Source organism: Streptomyces sp. NPDC047061, assembly GCF_040643955.1.
In the GTDB taxonomy this organism is placed as follows: domain Bacteria; phylum Actinomycetota; class Actinomycetes; order Streptomycetales; family Streptomycetaceae; genus Streptomyces.
Genome location: NZ_JBEYVI010000003.1, coordinates 86,422 through 102,095, shown reverse-complemented (window position 1 = coordinate 102,095; position 15,674 = coordinate 86,422). Strand labels below are relative to the sequence as shown.

The window sequence follows — 15,674 nt, the reverse complement described above, 5'->3', positions numbered from 1 at the left end:
ATTCACCGGGAATCACCCGGGCGGCCCTGGTTTGCCCTCCGTGTGGGTTAGCTCACAACAAGCCACGATGACGTTCTTTGTCCCCTCTCACAGCAGGCCCTGACCACGGGTGACCAGTACCGTCGTGACTATGACGACTTCCGCAGCAGCTCCCACTGGATCCGAAGGCGCCATAACCACGGACGGCACCGTGACGGACCGCCTGGTCGACGCCAACCGGACCTACGCAGGCGCCTTCACCGACCCCGGCATGGACGCCCGGCCCGTGCTGCACGTGGCCGTGGTGGCCTGCATGGACGCCCGCCTCGACCTGCACGCCGCGCTCGGCCTGGAGCTCGGCGACTGCCACACCATCCGCAACGCCGGCGGGGTGGTCACCGACGACGTGATCCGCTCGCTCACCATCAGCCAGCGCAAGCTCGGCACCCGCAGCATCGTGCTGATCCACCACACCGGCTGCGGTCTGGAGGCCCTCACGGAGGACTTCCGCACCGAGCTGGAGATGGAGGTCGGCCAGCGCCCGGCCTGGGCGGTGGAGTCCTTCCGGGACGTCGACCAGGACGTACGGCAGTCCATGCAGCGGGTGCGCACCTCGCCGTTCCTGCTGCACACCGACGACGTACGCGGCTTCGTCTTCGACGTACGCACCGGCCTCCTGCGCGAGGTCGACCCGGTCTGACCGGCCCCGGCCCGGCCGCCCGCCGTCCCGGAATCGGCACGGCGGGCGGCGGGGCGCACCGGCCGCCGCCGCGCGCCGATCCCGCCGCCTCGACCCGTCGAGCAGACCGTGCGCCCCGGAACACGCCCGCCGTAAGCTGTCGACCCACTGTCAAATAGGCGGTCGAAAGCCCGTAAGACCGACATAGTGCGGGCAGTTGTCCACAGGCGAGTGACACGAATCGGTAACGGCAGCAAGAATGCGGTGTGAGACGTCACGCGGAACCATTCACGCGTGGTGTCCGTGATTCGGGGTGGGCCGGTTATGCCAGACGGAGCGCCGGCCCGGGCAATGACGGGCCGAGGAGGGCCGGGTGACGACCTATGACGATCGAGCGAGCCTCACTGATCTGACCACGACTGTGGAGCGGGTCCGCAGTTCGGTGGAGAGTGTGATCGAGGGCAAGCCCGAGGTCGTACGGCTTTCGCTGACCGTACTGCTCGCCGAGGGACATCTTCTGATCGAGGACGTCCCGGGCGTGGGCAAGACGATGCTGGCGAAGGCGTTGGCGCGGTCCATCGACTGCACGGTGCGGCGTATCCAGTTCACGCCCGACCTGCTGCCGTCGGACATCACCGGCGTGTCCATCTGGGACCAGCAGCGCCGGGACTTCGAGTTCAAACCGGGCGCCATCTTCGCCCAGATCGTGATCGGCGACGAGATCAACCGCGCCTCGCCGAAGACCCAGTCCGCGCTGCTGGAGTCGATGGAGGAGCGGCAGGTCACCATCGACGGGCAGACCTATGAACTGCCCAGTCCGTTCATGGTGGTGGCCACCCAGAACCCGGTCGAGATGGAGGGCACCTATCCGCTGCCCGAGGCCCAGCGCGACCGCTTCATGGCCCGCGTCTCGGTCGGCTATCCCAGCGTGGAGGCCGAGTTGCAGATGCTCGACATCCACGGCGCGGTCAACCCCCTGGACGACCTGCAGCCGGTGGCGCACGCCCATGACGTGGTGAAGCTGGTCGAGGCCGTGCGCGGGGTCCACGTCGCCGAACCGGTCCGGCGGTACGCGGTGGACCTGGTCGCCGCCACCCGTACCCATCCCGACCTCAGACTCGGTGCCTCGCCGCGCGCCACGCTGCACCTGCTGCGCGCGGCGAAGGCGGCCGCGGCCCTGAGCGGCCGGGAGTACGCGCTGCCGGACGACGTGCAGGCGCTCGCCGTCGCGGTGCTGGCGCACCGGCTGCTGCCCACCGCCCAGGCCCAGCTCAACCGGCGCACCGCGGAGCAGGTCGTCCAGGAGATCCTGCAGTCGACCCCGGTGCCCGCGGCCCCCCAGCAGCAGGCCGGCTTCGGCGGTCTGGGCCGGGGTGTGCCGGCGTATCCCCAGCAGCCCCCGCGGAGTCTGTGATGGGCACCCCGGCGGAGGCCGACCGCGGGGAGACGGGCGGGATCCGCACGGCCCTGGCCGGGCTGACCACCCGCGGCCGGTCCTTCCTGGCGGCCGGCATCGCGGCGGTGATCTGCGCGTACATACTCGGCCAGGCCGACCTGCGCCGGGTCGGGCTGCTGCTCGCCGTGCTGCCGCTGATCTGCGCCGCCGTGCTCTACCGCACCCGCTACCGGGTGGCCGGCAGCCGCCGGCTCTCCCCCGCGCGGGTGCCGGCCGGCAGCGAGGCCCGGGTCCACCTGCGGATGGACAACGTCTCGCGGCTGCCCACCGGCCTGCTGATGCTCCAGGACCGGGTGCCCTACGTCCTCGGGCCGCGCCCCCGCTTCGTCCTGGACCGGGTGGAGCCGGGCGGCCGCCGCGAGGTGTCCTACCGGGTCCGCTCCGACCTGCGCGGCCGCTATCCGCTGGGTCCGCTCCAGCTGCGCCTGACCGACCCGTTCGGCATGTGCGAACTGACCCGTTCCTTCTCGACGTTCGACACCCTCACCGTCATCCCGAAGGTGGAGCCGCTGCCGCCGATCCGGCTCAGCGGCGAGGCGAAGGGGTACGGCGACGGGCGGCAGCGTTCGCTGGCCCTGGCCGGCGAGGACGACGTGATCCCGCGCGGCTACCGCCACGGCGACGACCTGCGCCGGGTGCACTGGCGCTCCACCGCCCGCTACGGCGAGCTGATGGTGCGCCGCGAGGAGCAGCCGCAGCGCGCCCGCTGCACGGTCCTGCTGGACACCCGGGGCCTCGCCTACGAGGGCGCGGGTCCGGACTCGGCGTTCGAGTGGGCGGTGTCCGGTGCCGCCTCGGTCCTGGTCCACATGCTCGAACGCGGCTTCTCGGTCCGGCTGTTGACGGACACCGGCAGCTCGGTGCCGGGCGAGGGCGCCGACGGCTTCGCGGGCTCCGGCCACGAGTCGGCGGAGGCGGCCGGGCTGATGATGGACACCCTGGCCGTGATCGACCACTCGGACGGCACCGGCCTGTCCCGGGCCTACGACGTGCTGCGCAGCGGGAACGAGGGGCTGCTGGTGGCCTTCCTGGGCGATCTCGACGAGGAGCAGGCGACGGTGGCCGCGAAGATGCGCCAGCGCAGCGGCGGTGCCCTCGCCTTCGTGCTGGACCCGGACACCTGGGTCCGGGAGCCGAGCGACGTGCCCGCCCCGGGCAACGCGCACGAGGAGCGGCTGCGGATGCTGCGCGAGGCCGGCTGGACGGCCGTGAGCGTGGACCGCGGCGCCGCGCTGGCCGAGCTGTGGCGGCAGGCCGACCGGGAGCGCACCGGGCTGGCCGCGCTGAGCGGGGAGGCCAAGTGATGAGCGGACGGGCCCGGCTCGCCCTCACCGCGGCGGCGGCGACGCTGATGGCGTCCTGTGCCCTGCTGCCGCTGGTCTCCCCGATGACCTGGCTGTTCCAGGCGGCGTTCCTGGTGGCGGTCCAGACGGGCGTGGGCGCGGCCGCCCGGCGGGTGCCGCTGGCCCGGCCGCTGACCGTGGCCGCGCAGGCCCTGGTCACGCTGCTGACGCTGACCGTGGCCTTCGCCCGGGAGCACGCGATCGCCGGGGTGATCCCCGGCCCGGACACCTTCCGGTACTTCGGCGACCTGCTCCAGCAGGGCTCGGACGACGTCAGCCGGTACGCGATACCCGCTCCGCTGACGCCCGGCATCCGGCTGATGGTCGTCGGCGGGGTGCTGGTCGTCGGGCTGGTCGTGGACACCCTCGCGGTGACCTTCCGCAGCGCGGCCCCGGCCGGGTTGCCGCTGCTCGCGCTGTACTCGGTGGCGGCGGGTCTGTCCGACGGGCCGACCGACTGGCTGTGGTTCCTGGTCGCGGCGGCCGGCTATCTGATGCTGCTGCTCGCCGAGGGCCGGGACCGGCTCTCGCAGTGGGGCCGGGTGTTCGGCGGGGCCGCGCGCACCCCGGGCGCCCAGGAGAGCGGCGCGGTGGCCCCGGTGCGCACCGGGCGCCGGATCGGCTTCGCCGTGCTGAGCGTCGCGCTGTTCGTGCCGCTCGCGATGCCCTCGATCCAGGGCGGCCTGCTGGACGGCACCGGGGCCGGTGTCGGCGTGGGCAACGGGAACGGCGGCACGATCTCCGCGGTCAACCCGCTGGTGTCGCTGCGGGACAGCCTCAACGTGGACGAGGACCGCCAGGTGCTGTCCGTGCGGACCAGCAGCGACGACGTCTCCGACCTGTATCTGCGGATCGTCTCCCTGGACGACTTCGACGGCACCACCTGGAAGCCGGCCCAGCGGCACATCACCAGTGTGCCGAACACGTTCCCCACCCCGGCGGGTCTCGGCGGCGACGTCCGGCGGACGACGGTGAAGTCGACGATCTCGGCCGCCGACTGGTACGCCCAGGACTGGCTGCCGATGCCGTACCCGCCGAGCGGGGTGAAGGTGGCCGGCACCTGGCGCTACGAGCCGGTCGGGATGACCCTGGTCGGCGACCACGGGCAGAACACGCGCGGTGAGACGTACCAGGTCACCAGCCTGGACGTGCAGCCGACGGCGGAGCAGCTGGCCGCGGCGCCCGACGCCTCGGCGGCGATGAGGAAGGAGTACACCAAGGTGCCCTCCTCGCTGCCGTCGGTGGTGGCGCAGACGGCGAAGGAGGTCACCGCGGGCTCGGCCAACCACTACGAGGAGGCGGTCAAGCTCCAGGACTACTTCGCGGTGACGGGCGGCTTCCAGTACGACACCCAGGTGGAGGTCGGCCGGGGCGAGGGCGCGATCGCGAACTTCCTGAAGCAGAAGCGCGGTTTCTGCGTGCACTTCTCCTTCGCGATGGCCGCGATGGCCCGGACGCTGGGCATCCCGGCCCGGGTCGCGGTGGGCTTCGCGCCAGGCACCCCGCAGGCCGACGGCACGGTCTCGGTGGGCCTGAAGGACGCGCACGCCTGGCCGGAGCTGTACTTCGAGGGCGTGGGCTGGACCCGCTTCGAGCCGACCCCGACCCGGGGCACGACGCCTTCGTACACGGTGTCGGACACGCCCGGCTCCTCCTTGCCGGACGAGACCCTGCCCTCCAAGGGCGCCTCGGCGGCGCCGTCCGTCTCGGCCTCGCAGAGCGAGAGCTGCCCGGCGCAGCTGCGCAGGCAGGACGCCTGCGCCAGCCCGTCCGCGGCGGCCGCGGTGCAGAGCGGCGACGACGGGCCGCCGTGGTGGCAGCTGGCGCTGTGGGCGCTCGGCGGCCTCGCCGTGGTGGCGGTGCCGCTGTCGCCGATGCTGTACCGGCAGCAGGCACGTGCCCGTCGGCTCGGGGCCTACGACCGCACGCCGGCCGGCGTGGCGGCGCACACGCTGGCCGTCTGGACGGAACTGACGGACACCGCCTGGGACTTCGGCATCCTGCCGGACGACTCGCAGACCCCGCGGAACGCCGCCGCCCGGATCGTCCGGCTCGGCGGTCTGGATCCGGCCGCCGGGGCCTCGGTGCACCGGGTGGCGGACGCGGTCGAACAGGTGCTGTACGCGCCCCGGCCGCGGCCGACGGCGGGCCTCGCGGACGACGTCCGCAGGGTGACGGCCGCGTTCAACGGCACGGTCGGTGTCCCCTCGCGGCTGCGAGCGCTGTTCGCTCCGCGGTCGGCCGTGCGTGCGGTGTGGGCGGCGTCGGCGCGATGGACCCGGCTGCGGGAGCGGGCGGCAGCGGCCCGACCGACCTTGCACAAGCCGTCGGAGCAGGAGGGCTGAGGGGGGCGGCGGGGGGGACGCTTACGGGCGCTTGCAGGGTGCCTCCCCCAGCCTTCGGCCGGGGGGACCCCCAGCGCCCACCCGTGCCGCCCTGCGGCACGCCTGCCCGCAGCTGAGTTTTTTAGGGGCGCGGGGAACTGCGCGAGCAACCCCCACCGGCCCGCAGCAAGGGTTTCCAACGGCTGAGGGGTGACCGCCCGGTGGCGGTCACCCCTCAGTCACGCTCTGTCGGCCTGCGAGGCGAAGCCTCAGTGGCCCTGTTCGTCGCGTCGGCGCTGCCAGCGCTCCTCGATGCGGTCCATCATCGAACGCTTCGGCCGACCCTGGCGGCGGGCCTGCGGCCCTGCCGCGGGCTGCTCGCCGGGCTTGGGTGCCTTGCGCCAGCCGGTGACGGCGAGGACCGCGCAGCCCAGCATGACGAGGAAGCCCACCACGCTGACCCAGATCTGCTGTGCGACCATTCCGGCCATGAGGAGAGCGATACCCACGAGGAAGCCTGCGACCGCCTGGTAGACCCGGCGCCGGGTGAACGTCCGCAGCCCGTTTCCCTCAAGCGCTGTCGCGAACTTGGGGTCTTCGGCGTACAGCGCTCGCTCCATCTGCTCAAGCATTCGCTGCTCGTGCTCCGAGAGCGGCACGGCGTCCTCCTCATCGTGCAGTCGCCGGGGCGACCCGGGGGGTCCCTTCAGGATAGGCAGGGAATCGCCCCCGTGAAACCCGCCCCTCTAGGCCAATTGGCCAACCGGAAACCGCCATGACGGTTCTGGCTCGCTGAGGCTTCCATTCCCCAGCGGCCGACCCGTCATGCCGGGCGATCTCCCTCGATCATACGGCGCAAACCCCTCGATCGGGGGGCCTGTGGCGTACTCCATCCGCTGCCGAGCCCCTGATCAGCGGGCTCGTCCCAGGAGAATCTCAGACCTCGGTGGCACCCGGTGTCTCGCCGAGCACATGCAGCTGGGTGGCGACGGCGTGGAAGGCGGGGAGTTCCGCCGCGGCGGCCTCCAGCTTGAGCAGGGCGTCGAGGGCGCCGGGCTCGGTGTCCACCAGGACGCCGGGGACCAGGTCGGCGAAGACCCGCACGCCGTGCACGGCGGCGACGGCCAGGCCCGCCCCCTCGACCAGGGCGGTGAGCTGGTCGGCGGTGAACCGGCGGGGCATCGGGTCGCCGCTGCCCCAGCGGCCGTCGGGGTCCTCCAGGGCCTGCTTGGCCTCCTTGAAGTGGCCGGCGAGGGCGCGGGCGACCACGGCCCCGCCGAGCCCGGCGGCGAGCAGGCTGAGGACGCCCTCGGAGCGCAGCGCGGCCACCGTGTTGCGCACGCCCTCGGCCGGGTCGTCGACGTACTCCAGGACACCGTGGCACAGCACCACGTCGTGGCCGCCGCGCTCGACCACGTCGAACAGGCCGAGGACGTCGCCCTGGACGCCCTTGACCCGGTCGGCCACGCCGGCCTCGGCGGCGCGGCGCTCCAGCGCGAACAGCGCGTTGGGGCTGGGGTCGACGACGGTGACGCGGTGGCCGAGACGGGCCAGGGGGACGGCGAAGTTGCCGCTGCCGCCGCCGGTGTCCAGGACGTCCAGCGCGTCCCGGCCGGTGGCCTTGACCCGGCGGTCGAGGGCGTCCTGGAGGACCTCCCAGACCACGGCGGTACGGAGAGAGGCGCGGGGTCGAGTGGGGTCCGGCACAGCAGTTGACTCCTCGGCGCGGCACCGCCTGTTGCCCGGCGGCGCGAACTCGGTGCCTCCCCGGCCCGAGGTACGGGAGGAAGGAAGGCTTCAGGCGCTCTCCACCCTATTGCCTCCGCCGCCTCGCCCCCTATTGCCTCCGCCGCCTCGCCCGGTCGTCCCGCGTCGGCGGCTCCCGAACCGGTCACCCCGTACCGGTCATCCCGCGTCGGGCAGTTCCCTCCCCCGGGCGCCGGCCGGTCGCTCCGCGTCCTCCCGTCGCGCCTGTGGCAGCACCGGCTGGAGGACGAGCATCCGCTCGACGATGCGGAGGAACATCGCCACGTCGCGTATGAGGTCGTCGGCGTCCCGGCGACTGGCCGCGCCCTGGATGCCGGCCTCGGCGCGGGCCCGGCGGCCGGCGCCGGAGGCGAAGAGGGCGCTCCACTCGGTGAGCTCGGGCGCGACCTCGGGGAGCACCTCCCAGGCGCTGCGGATCCGGGCCCGGCGCCGGGGCGAGGTCTCGGGGCGGGCGCGGGCGGCGAGCACGGCGGCCGCGGTGCGCAGGGCGGCCAGGTGGGCGGTCGCGTACCGCTCGTTGGGGGTGTCGAGCAGTTCGGCCTCGTCGAGGGCGGCGCGGGCCTGGGTGAGCAGGTCGAGGGCGGCGGGCGGGGCCGTGGCCCGGCGGAGCACGGGGTGCACGTCGCCCGCCGGGCCGGTCAGTGAGGGGGCAGGGCCGGTGGCGCGGCGCCGGTGGGCGGCGGCCGCTGACGAGTTGGCCATGACGAACCTCCTGTCGTCTGAGTGACGGCGCCCTCACACGGGGTGCCGTATGTGCCCATCGTGGGGTATGGCACTGACAATCCGTTCTGACCTGGGCTTTTGCTTCGATCGTAGGTTCGGAGTAGTTTTTGCACTGACCAGTCAGTTCAAAAACAACGCCACAGGGGGGAACCTGTGCACGGCGTACCTGTCACGGCCGAGGGCCTCGGGCTCAAGGGGCCGCGCGGCTGGGCGTTCCGGGGGATCTCCCTGGACGCCGGGCCCGGCGCGCTGATCGCGGTGGAGGGCCCGTCCGGCTCCGGCCGCACCTGTCTGCTGCTCGCGCTCACCGGCCGGATGAGGACCACCGAGGGCATCGCGACCGTCGGCGAGGCCCGGCTGCCCAGACAGCTCGCGGCGGCGCGGCGGATCAGCGCGGTGGCCAACGTGGCCGGGGTCACCGACCTCGAACCCGCCCTGACCGTCGGCGAGCACCTGCGCGAACGGGCCCTGCTGCAGCGCCGGTTCGGCGACTCCCTGCGCGCGCTGCTGCGGCCGCGCGCAGAGCGCGGGGCGCGGGCACAGCAGCGCGTCGACGACGCCCTGGCCGCCGCCGGGCTCGACCTGGAGTCACTGCCGAAGGGCGCCCGGACCGCCGTACGGGACCTGGAGCGGATCGAGGCGCTGCGGCTGTCCGTGGCGCTGGCGCTGGTGGGGAGGCCGCGGCTGCTGGCCGTGGACGACGCGGACCTGAAGCTGTCGGAGTCCGAACGGGCCGAGGTGCGGGCGCTGTTGGCGTCGATCGCGGAGGCCGGGACGACGGTCGTGGCGGTGTGCGGCCAGGCGATGGCGGGGGCCGTCGTCGTGCGCACCGGGACCACGGAACCCGTCGAAGCCGGGACGGCCACGGAACCCGTCGAAGCCGGGACGGCCACGGAGGCCACCGAGAACGGGACGGCCGCGGAGGCCACGGAGAAGAAGGAGGCCGGCGATGCGCTCGCCGCGACTGGCCGCGCTTGAGCTCAGGCGCTTCGGGCGGGGCAGGCTGCCGCGCGCGGCCCTGGTGGCCCTGCTGGTGCTGCCGCTGCTGTACGGCGCGCTGTACCTGTGGTCGTTCTGGGATCCGTACGGCCGCCTCGACCGCGTTCCCGTGGCACTCGTCAACGACGACAAGGGAGCGACGGCGAGCGGCAAGAAGCTCACCGCGGGCGACGACATCGTGGCCGGGCTGAAGGACAGCAGGACCTTCGACTGGCACGAGGTGAGCGCCGCCGAGGCGCGCCGGGGCGTCGAGGACGGCACGTACTACCTGTCGCTGACCATGCCCGCCGACTTCAGCGCGCGCATCGCCTCCAGCGCGGGGGACTCCCCGGAGACCGGCGCGCTCCAGGTGCGTACGAACGACGCGAACAACTACATCGTCGGGCAGATCTCCCGCACGGTCTTCAACGAGGTGCGCTCGGCCGCGTCCACCAAGGCGTCCCGGTCGTTCCTGGACCGGATCTTCATCTCGTTCGCCGACATCCACGGGCAGACCGTGAAGGCCGCCGAGGGCGCCGACACGCTCACCGGGGGCATCGGGAAGGCCGAGAAGGGGTCCAAGGACCTAGCGGACGGCCTGAAGGACGCCAAGACCGGCAGCGGCAAGCTCGCCAAGGGGATCAAGAAGCTCGACACGGGCGCCGGGACGCTGGCGGAGGGCTCCCAGCAGGTCGCGGACGGCACCCGGACCCTGGCGGACCAGGTCGACGGGGTCTACGCCAAGGTCGGCCCGTACCTGGCGAAGAACGAGAAGACCATCGGTGACACGGCGCGGTTGGTCGCCGACTCGGCCCAGACCGTCCGGGACAACCTGGGCGTCCTGGTGAAGACCGCTCCGGCGGCCGCGAAGACCGCCCACACGGCCGCCGACACCCTGGACCAGGTCTACGCGGCGCGCTGCTCGGCGGACCTGCTCACCGACCCGGTCTGCCCCGACCTGAAGAAGGCCCGGGACGCGGCCGACGACGTGGCCGCGGTCGCCGACGACCTGAACACGCTGATCGCCGACCAGAACGGCGACCTGAAGACGCTCGACCGGAACCTCGGGACGCTCCAGACCCAGGCGCAGGCCCTCGCCGACCGCGCCCCGCACCTCTCCGAGGACGTCGCCGACGCCGTCAAGAAGATCGACAAGCTGAACGAGGGCGCGGCCCGGGTGGCCGCGGGCACCGCGAAGCTGCACACCGGGCTCGGCACGGCCACCACCGGCGCCACGAGCCTCGACGCGGGCATCGGCAGGCTGAAGACCGGCGCCTACGACCTCAGCGGCGGGATGTACAAGCTCGCCGACGGCTCCAGCACGCTCGCCGGCGGCCTGCACGACGGCGCGGCGAAGATCCCCGACTACGACGAGCAGGACCGTGATCAGCGCACCGGGGTGATGTCCGACCCGGTCCAGCTCGCCTCGCAGGACCTGCACAAGGCGCCCAACTACGGCACCGGGTTCGCCCCGTACTTCATCCCGCTGTCCCTGTGGGTCGGCGCGATGGTTGCCTACATGCTGATCCAGCCGCTCAACCGGCGTGCCCTGGCGGCCGGTTCGGCGGCCTGGCGGATCGCGCTGGCGGGCTGGCTGCCGGTGGTCGCGGTCGGCGTGCTGCAGACGGCCGCCCTGATGGCCGTACTGCACTGGGCGATCGGGCTCCAGATGGTCCGCGCGGCCGGGACGGTCGGGTTCCTGTTCCTGGTGGCGGCCTGCTTCGCGGCGATCGTGCAGTGGCTGAACGCGCGCTTCGGGGCGGCGGGGCGGATCCTGGTCCTCGCCCTGCTGATGCTCCAGCTGACGTCGGCGGGCGGCACGTATCCCGTGCAGACCAGCCCGGGCTTCTTCGACGCGATCCACCCGTTCCTGCCGATGAGCTATGTCGTGGCGGCGCTGCGGCGGCTGATCACGGGCGGCGGCCTCGGACCGGTGTGGCAGGCCTGCGCCGTCCTGGTGGCGTTCACGGCGGGTGCCCTGGCGCTCACCGCGGTGTCGGCCCGGCGCCGCCAGGTGTGGACGCTGGACCGCCTGCATCCCGAGCTGAGTCTGTGAGGCCACCATGACCTCCTCCATGACCTCCTCTTCCGTACCCGCGGAGCCCTCCGTTGCTGTGAGAATCGGGACCATGGAAAGCAGCAGCACCACGGGCGGCAGCACACGCCGTGAGGCCACCCGGCAGAAGCTCTACGAGGCCGCCGTCACGCTCATCGCCGAGCAGGGCTTCTCGGCCACCACGGTGGACGAGATCGCCGAGCGGGCCGGCGTCGCGAAGGGCACCGTCTACTACAACTTCGCGAGCAAGTCGGTCCTCTTCGAGGAGCTGCTGCGGCACGGCGTGGGCCTGCTCACGGCGTCCCTGCGGGACGCCGCCGAGCAGACCGCGCGGGAGGGCGGCAGCAAGGTCGACGCCCTGGACGCGATGGTCCGCGCGGGTCTCGTCTTCATCGACCGCTATCCGGCCTTCACCCAGCTCTACGTGGCGGAGCTGTGGCGCACCAACCGGGCCTGGCAGTCGACGCTGATGGTGGTCAGGCAGCAGGCCGTCGCGGTCGTCGAGGGTGTGCTGCGCGAGGGCGTGGAGGGCGGCGAGTTCAGCGACGAGATCGATGTGCAGCTGACGGCGGCCGCGCTGGTCGGGATGGTGCTGGTGGCGGCGCTGGACTGGAAGTCCTTCCAGCCGGAGCGCTCCCTGGACGACGTCCACGCGGCGCTGTCCCGGCTGCTGCAGGGGCGGGTGAGCGGGAAGGGCTGAGCCCGTCCGGAACCGGAACCGGAATCGGAACCGGAATCGGGACCGGCACGCGCGCGTGGCCGCGAGAAGGCCGCACGCGCGCGTGCGCGGACGAAAGCGCCGGTCCGTGGCGGCCGCGTCCCCCGCGGGCCGCCGTCGGACCGGCGCCTTCCGTACTCCCCCGTGTTTCCCCCGGTTTCCCGCTGTTCCCCCGGGTCCCCTCTCCCCCGTGTCTCGCTTCCGCCGACGCTGATCGGCGGAAGGAGCGGTCGAGGGCGCCGGCGCCGTTCCGCCGCCCCGTGTCGGCGGTACCGGACCTCGCGCCCCTTTCCGTGTCTCCACTCTCCCGTTCACGCAGGTCGCGGCCCATCCGCGCGCGTACTCAACTCGTCCCCTAGGTACACGTACTCAGGTGTGCGCACGCAGGCCCAGGACGTGCGGCCGCCGACTGGTTACGATCGCGTCCGTGTCGGTACTCCCCTTGGTCTTCACCAGCGGCTGGGCCAGCGGAATCAACGCTTATGCGGTGGTGCTGCTGCTCGGCCTCTTCGGCGCGACGGGCCTGAGCGACGACGTCCCCGAGACGCTGCAGCGCCCCGAGGTGCTGATCGTCGCGGGCGTGCTGTTCCTGTGCGAGGCGGTCGCCGACAAGATCCCGTACGTCGACTCGGTGTGGGACTCCGCGCACACGGTGATCCGGCCGGTGGCGGGCGCCTGGGTCGGGGCGCTGCTCGCCGGGCACAGCGGCTCGCTCTCGGACGTGGCGGCCGGGCTGGTCGGCGGTTCCACGGCCCTCGCCAGCCACACCGTGAAAGCCGGTACCCGGATGGCGATCAACACCTCGCCGGAGCCGTTCAGCAACATCGCGGTGAGCCTGGCGGAGGATCTCGGGGTCGCCGGGATCGTGACGTTCGCGATGTTCCATCCGCTGCCGGCGGCGATCATCGCGGGTGTGCTGCTGGCCACCGGTCTGATCGTGCTGGTGTTCCTGATCTCCCGGATCCGGCGGTTCTGGCGCCGCCGCGCCCAGCGCCGGGAGGAACGGCGGCTCGCGGCGCAGGTGGGACGGCCGCCCGGCTGACGGCCCGCCGGACCGGACTCGCCGGACCGGGCTGTCAGTGGCGGTCGATAAAGTCGCGGGCATGGGACGGATTGCGGTGATCGGCGCCGGGATGGGCGCCATGGCGGCGGCCGCCCGGCTGGCCGTGGCGGGCCACCGGGTGACGGTGTACGAGCGGACGGAGACGTACGGCGGCGAGGTACGCCGGTTCGAGCGGGACGGGTTCGCCTTCGACACCGGCCCGGGGCTGCTGACGCTGCCCGCCGTGTACCGCGACCTGTTCGTCAAGACCGGCAAGGAGCCGCTGGAGGACCGCGTCGAGCTGGTCCAGGTGGACCCGTCGGCCCGGCACGTCTTCGCCGACGGCACCGAGGTGTCCCTGCCGAACGCGTCCCGCGCGGGCGTCGTGACCACCCTGGACGAGGCGCTCGGGGCGGGCGCCGGGCAGCGCTGGGGCGACTTCCTGGTGCGGGCCCGGGAGGCCTGGGACCGCACCCGGCGCCCGCTCCTGGAGGAACCGCTGTGGCCGAACTGGCAGGTGCTGGCCGAGCGCGAGCCGTATCCGTCGGTACCGCACAAGAAGCTGCTGCGCACCCGCCGGGCGGCCACGCTCACCGAGATCGGCGCCTGGGAGCTGCGCGACGAGCGGCTCGCCGCCCTCCTGAACAGCCACGCGCTCGCCCATGGCCTCAACCCCCGGGACACGCCGGCGAGCGCAGCGGTGCTGCCGTATCTGGAGCATGCCTTCGGGACCTGGTATGTGCGCGGTGGCATGCGGGAGTTGGCGCGTGCGGTGTACGAGCGGTGCGTGCGCCGGAGAGTGGAGTTCGTGTTCGGCGCCGAGGTCACGGCGGTGCTGGCGAAGGACGGCCGCGCGGCGGGGGTGGAGCTGGCCGACAGCGGTGTGATCGACGTGGACCAGGTGGTGGCCGGGGTGGATCCGGTGCGGCTCGACGCCCTGACCCGACGCACGGGGTGCCCGCTGGACGCCGACGGCGATGTCCGGGCCGACCTGCGGTCTCCTGGTCCGGGCCGCTTCACCGTGCTGCTCGCGCTGCGCGGCGGGCCCGAGGCCGGTGCCGCGCACCGCACGGTCGTACACGCCCCGGACGAGGAGACCGAGCTGGACCTGCTGGCCTCGCCCGGCGGCGACCGGCCGGTGCGCCCCACCGTGACGGTGCTGCGCCCCGACGACCCGGCGCTCAGACCGGACGACGACCACGAGTCCGTGGTGCTGTCCGCGGTGCTGTCGGCCGAGGCCGGCTGGGAGCGGGAGAGCACCGCCGGGGCCTACACGGACTTCCTCCTGGAAGCCGCCGAGGCCGCCGTCCCGGGGCTGCGGGAGCGCCTGCTCTGGCACGAGACACGGCAGCCGGAACCGGGCACGGACACCACCGGGTCCGGGAGGATCTCCGCTCCCGCCCTCGCCGCCGGCCGGGGCCGCTTCCTGCACCCGGCCAACTCCACCCGGCTGCCCGGTCTTTACCGGGTGGGCGGCTGGTCGCATCCCGGCGGCGGGCTGCCGCACGCGGGCATGTCGGGGGCGCTGGTGGCGGGACTGATCGTGGAGGGACCGGAGTTCCGCGGCTCGCAGTGAGCCGGGTTCCCCGGGAGCGGGACCGCTTCAGAAACGGTACTGCTGCTCGTCGTAGCCGTTGCCCTGCTGGCCCTGTTGCTGCCCCTGCCCGTCGCCCTGGCCCTGGTAGGGGTACTGCTGCTCCTGCGGGAGTTCGCCGCCGTAGGTCTCGTCGCCGCGCTGCTGCGGGACCCAGACTCCGCCCGCAGGGGTCTCGCCGTAGCCGCCGGTGCCGTTGCCGTACTGGCCCTGGGCGTAGCCCTGCTGGTCGTACTGCTGGGTGCCGTACGACGACTGGTCGTACCCGGCACCGCCGTAGGTCTGGTTGTTGCCGATGTACGGGTCGGAGTAGTTCGCGTACTGCTGCTGGGCGCCCGTGTCGTAGCCGTACTGCTGCTGGCCGTAGCCGGAGTAGTCGTAGGCGTAGTTCTGGTCGGTGCCCTGGGCGGCGTAGGCCTGGTCCTGGCCGGCGGTCGCGTAGGCGGCCTGCTGGTCGCCGGTGGCGGCGTAGCCGGCGTCGCGGTAGACGCCGTAGGAGCCGGTGTCCTCGGGCATCGGCTGCGGCTCGTACACCGTGGACTCGGCCGCGCCGGGCTCCATGGTGCGGGCCGCCGGGGTGAAGACGTCGTCACGCTCGTAGTCGTCACCGCCGTAGGACGGCATGCTGCCCGTGGCGTAGGCGCCCTGCTGCTCGGCGTAGGCGGCGTCGGCCACGTCCGGGTCGGTGGCCTCCAGACCCGGGTCCTCGTCCGGCTCGCCGCGGCGGCGCTTGGTCAGGCCGCCGTCACCGTCCGTGCCGGGGCGTTTGACCGCCCAGCCGGCCTCGAAGCCGCGGCGGAACGACAGCGTGACGTACGTCTGGCCGACCGCGAACGCGATCGCACCCACACCGATCACGATGACCGACGGGATCAGGACGCCGAAGACGACCCCGAGGAAGCCGACGAAGGCGAGCAGCCGCCAGCGCAGCCGCGCCTTGTACTGCAGCAGTACCTCGCCGAGCAACCACAGCGCGACGATGCCGAACGCTGCGTAGAGGACCGTCCAGCCCATG

The 15,674-nt window shown here is 73.1% G+C and carries 13 protein-coding genes; 9 read left to right on the top strand and 4 right to left on the bottom strand.

What is annotated here, in order from left to right; translation table 11 throughout:
- Positions 1-130 precede the first annotated feature (130 nt).
- The 4 genes from ABZ887_RS06530 (at position 131) to ABZ887_RS06515 (ending at position 5,802) form a co-directional block, all read left to right on the top strand.
- On the top strand, positions 131-679 hold the full coding sequence (locus ABZ887_RS06530; RefSeq protein ID WP_361283568.1) for a carbonic anhydrase: 549 nt from the start codon (positions 131-133) through the stop codon (positions 677-679).
- 352 nt (positions 680-1,031) lie between these two features.
- Positions 1,032-2,072 (top strand): MoxR family ATPase, encoded by a 1,041-nt coding sequence (locus ABZ887_RS06525; RefSeq protein WP_361283565.1) that lies wholly within the window; start codon positions 1,032-1,034, stop codon positions 2,070-2,072.
- A complete protein-coding gene (locus ABZ887_RS06520) occupies positions 2,072-3,418 on the top strand; it encodes a DUF58 domain-containing protein (RefSeq protein ID WP_361283562.1) in 1,347 nt (448 codons plus the stop codon). Before ABZ887_RS06525 ends, ABZ887_RS06520 begins: the two co-directional genes overlap by 1 nt.
- Entirely contained in the window at positions 3,418-5,802 is a 2,385-nt protein-coding gene (locus tag ABZ887_RS06515; protein ID WP_361283559.1) for a DUF3488 and transglutaminase-like domain-containing protein, read from the top strand. Before ABZ887_RS06520 ends, ABZ887_RS06515 begins: the two co-directional genes overlap by 1 nt.
- 248 nt (positions 5,803-6,050) lie before the next feature.
- On the opposite strand, the gene ABZ887_RS06510 is transcribed toward ABZ887_RS06515, so the two are convergent.
- The 3 genes from ABZ887_RS06510 to ABZ887_RS06500 all read right to left on the bottom strand — a co-directional run bounded on the left by ABZ887_RS06510 (position 6,051) and on the right by ABZ887_RS06500 (position 8,250).
- Entirely contained in the window at positions 6,051-6,440 is a 390-nt protein-coding gene (locus ABZ887_RS06510) for a DUF3040 domain-containing protein (protein WP_361283556.1), read from the bottom strand.
- 277 nt (positions 6,441-6,717) lie between these two features.
- Positions 6,718-7,488 (bottom strand): methyltransferase, encoded by a 771-nt coding sequence (locus tag ABZ887_RS06505; protein ID WP_361283553.1) that lies wholly within the window; start codon positions 7,486-7,488, stop codon positions 6,718-6,720.
- Between the two features lie 198 nt (positions 7,489-7,686).
- Entirely contained in the window at positions 7,687-8,250 is a 564-nt protein-coding gene (locus tag ABZ887_RS06500; RefSeq protein WP_361283550.1) for an SAV_6107 family HEPN domain-containing protein, read from the bottom strand.
- A 174-nt stretch (positions 8,251-8,424) separates the two neighbouring features.
- Here ABZ887_RS06500 and ABZ887_RS06495 point away from each other — a divergent pair, with 174 nt between their 5' ends.
- The 5 genes from ABZ887_RS06495 to ABZ887_RS06475 all read left to right on the top strand — a co-directional run bounded on the left by ABZ887_RS06495 (position 8,425) and on the right by ABZ887_RS06475 (position 14,641).
- Complete coding sequence (locus ABZ887_RS06495; RefSeq protein WP_361283547.1) at positions 8,425-9,249, top strand: ATP-binding cassette domain-containing protein; 825 nt, start codon at positions 8,425-8,427, stop codon at positions 9,247-9,249.
- Positions 9,221-11,305, top strand: a complete 2,085-nt coding sequence (locus ABZ887_RS06490; protein WP_361283544.1) for a YhgE/Pip domain-containing protein — start codon at positions 9,221-9,223, stop codon at positions 11,303-11,305. The genes ABZ887_RS06495 and ABZ887_RS06490 overlap by 29 nt, the downstream gene beginning before the upstream one ends.
- 73 nt (positions 11,306-11,378) lie before the next feature.
- On the top strand, positions 11,379-12,005 hold the full coding sequence (locus ABZ887_RS06485) for a TetR/AcrR family transcriptional regulator (protein ID WP_361283541.1): 627 nt from the start codon (positions 11,379-11,381) through the stop codon (positions 12,003-12,005).
- Between the two features lie 445 nt (positions 12,006-12,450).
- Entirely contained in the window at positions 12,451-13,065 is a 615-nt protein-coding gene (locus ABZ887_RS06480) for a DUF4126 domain-containing protein (protein WP_361283538.1), read from the top strand.
- A 61-nt stretch (positions 13,066-13,126) separates the two neighbouring features.
- Complete coding sequence (locus ABZ887_RS06475) at positions 13,127-14,641, top strand: NAD(P)/FAD-dependent oxidoreductase (protein WP_361283535.1); 1,515 nt, start codon at positions 13,127-13,129, stop codon at positions 14,639-14,641.
- A 27-nt stretch (positions 14,642-14,668) separates the two neighbouring features.
- On the opposite strand, the gene ABZ887_RS06470 is transcribed toward ABZ887_RS06475, so the two are convergent.
- Positions 14,669-15,673, bottom strand: coding sequence for a hypothetical protein (locus ABZ887_RS06470; RefSeq protein ID WP_361283532.1), 1,005 nt, complete (start codon positions 15,671-15,673; stop codon positions 14,669-14,671).
- Between the last annotated feature and the right edge of the window lies 1 nt (position 15,674).